The organism is Variovorax sp. P1_H12_2 (assembly GCF_056405335.1).
Genome location: NZ_JBFUCI010000661.1, coordinates 1 through 2,087 on the forward strand (window position 1 = coordinate 1; position 2,087 = coordinate 2,087).

Annotated in this window: 3 protein-coding genes; all 3 read left to right on the top strand. The window is 66.7% G+C overall.

Going from position 1 to position 2,087, the window contains the following annotated elements:
- Positions 1-239 (top strand): DUF2092 domain-containing protein (locus AC1D2K_RS33870; protein ID WP_478094714.1); only part of this gene is annotated, 239 nt, incomplete at its 5' end.
- Positions 236-820: a hypothetical protein gene (locus AC1D2K_RS33875; RefSeq protein ID WP_478094716.1), complete on the top strand. Its 585-nt coding sequence runs from the start codon at positions 236-238 to the stop codon at positions 818-820. The genes AC1D2K_RS33870 and AC1D2K_RS33875, both read left to right, overlap by 4 nt.
- A gap of 14 nt (positions 821-834) precedes the next feature.
- The coding region (locus AC1D2K_RS33880) for a mechanosensitive ion channel domain-containing protein (RefSeq protein WP_478094717.1) at positions 835-2,087 on the top strand (1,253 nt) is incomplete at its 3' end.

Below are 2,087 nucleotides of genomic sequence, written 5' to 3' on the forward strand. Positions count from 1 at the left end.
TGTTCATGCAGATCTGGATCGGCGCCGACGACAAGCTGCCGCGCAAGATGCGCGCGGTGTTCCGCGGCGACCCGTTGCAGCTGCGCCACCAGGTCGAGCTGTCGAACTGGAAGCTCGACCCCGTGATCGCGGCGGAGGCTTTCGCTGCGCTGAACGCGGCGAACGCGAAGAAGATCGCCTTCGCGGCTCCGAAGCCGCCCAAGACCGCCAAGACCAAGAGCAGGGAGAACGCACCATGACAAACACCAAGGTCCTTCCTCTCGTGCTGGCGGCGCTCATGGCGGCGAGCTTCCACGACACGGCGGCCGCCTGGGCCAGCGCCAACCGCTTCGGCGGACATTCCTTCGGCGGCTTCGGCGGCGCCACGCACGACAATCGCTGGGGCGGCTCCACCTCGCGAAGCTGGGACGGCGCGGTCAGCCACACCAACATGTACGGCGGGCACTCTGCCGGTGTACCGGGCTACGGCGCCGTGCACACGACCGCCGGAGGCTTCAGCACCTACCGCCCGCCGGCCTACGGCTACGCGGGCTATGCGCCCTACCACGCTCCGATGGCGGTACCGTACTACCACGCGGGCTGCTACAACTGCGCCGGCGCGGTCGCAGCGGGTGCGGTCGTCGGCCTGGCGGCCGGCGCCGCGATCGCCAATGCGGCGCGGCCGGTGTATTCGATGGGCGTGAACTACGCGACGATGCCGCCCGACGCGGTGATCGTGAATCAGGCCGGCATCAACTACTACCAGGTCGGCAGCACCTGGTTCCGGCCGTACTACGGCGCCAATGGCGTGTACTACACCGTCGTGCCGGCGCCCTACTGAGGAACGACTGAACGATGAAGCGCATCGCGATGCGCAGCTCCATGAGCTTTTCCTTGGGATGGCGATCATTGCAGGCCCTCGTTCTGGTCATGCTGATGGCCGCCGCACAAGCCGGCCTCCCCATCGCGTCGCCTGTGGCCGCCTCGCCGGACGCAGCCGAGGTGACGGTACTGAATCGCAAGGTGGCCGTGCTGCGCGATTCGTTCCTTGGCGTGACGCCGGCGGACCGCGCCAGGCGTTTCGAACGCGCCATCGCAGAGATGCTCAACAAGGGAGGTGCCGGCGTGGTCAGCGTCGAAAAGGTGCCCCAGGGCAACATCGTATCGATCGATGGCGAGTTCGCGCTGATTCTCACGCCTGGGGACGTCGACACCACCGGCGCGCAGACGCTGGAGACGATCACGGAATCGACGCAGCAGTCGCTGCGACGTGCAATCGATGCAACCAGAGAGTCGCGGGATCGCCGCATGCTGCTGCGCGGCGCAGCCGAAAGCGCACTGGCGACGCTGTTCGCGGTGCTGGCCATCTGGATCGGCTGGCGCGTTCGGCGCGCGACATTCGTGCGCACCGCCGATCTGTTCGAATCCAAGGCCGCTGGCATGCAGGTCGCGGGCGCGCCGCTGGTCCACAGCTCGCGCATGCGCGCCATTGCGCGAAGCCTGGTGAACGTTGTTGCCTGGTCGGCCGCCGTCATCCTGGTCTACGAATGGCTGGTCTTCGTGCTGACCCGGTTTGCCTACACCCGTCCTTGGGGAGAAGAACTGGGCGATTTCCTGGTCGGCGTCTTCCGGCATATCGGCAACGGCGTGCTGGGGGCGCTGCCCGATCTGGCGATCGCGGCGGTCATCTTGCTGCTTGCGCGCGGTGTGATCGGCGCGGTCCGGCCGGTCTTCGACCGCGTCGAGCGTGGCGCGGGCGCCATCGGCTGGCTCGATCGCGATTCGGCCGCCCCGTCGCGGCGAATCTTCAGCGTGTCGGTCTGGTTGTTCGCGATCGCGATGGCCTACCCCTACCTGCCGGGATCCCAAAGCGAGGCTTTCAAGGGGATTACCGTGCTGGTGGGCCTGATGCTGACCCTCGGCGGCTCGAGCCTCGTCGGGCAGGGTGCGAGCGGCCTGATCTTGATGTATTCGCGCACGATTCGAATCGGTGACTATGTTCGCATCCAGGAACAGGAAGGCACCGTGACTGAACTGAGCACCTTCACGACCAGGATCCGGACCGGCCTGGGCGAGGAAATCAGCCTCCCCAATTCCCTCATCATGGG

Coding starts and splice junctions, on each gene's coding strand:
- AC1D2K_RS33875 (WP_478094716.1), top strand. CDS start 236: ATGACAAACACCAAGGTCCTTCCTCTCGTGCTGGCGGCGCTCATGGCG.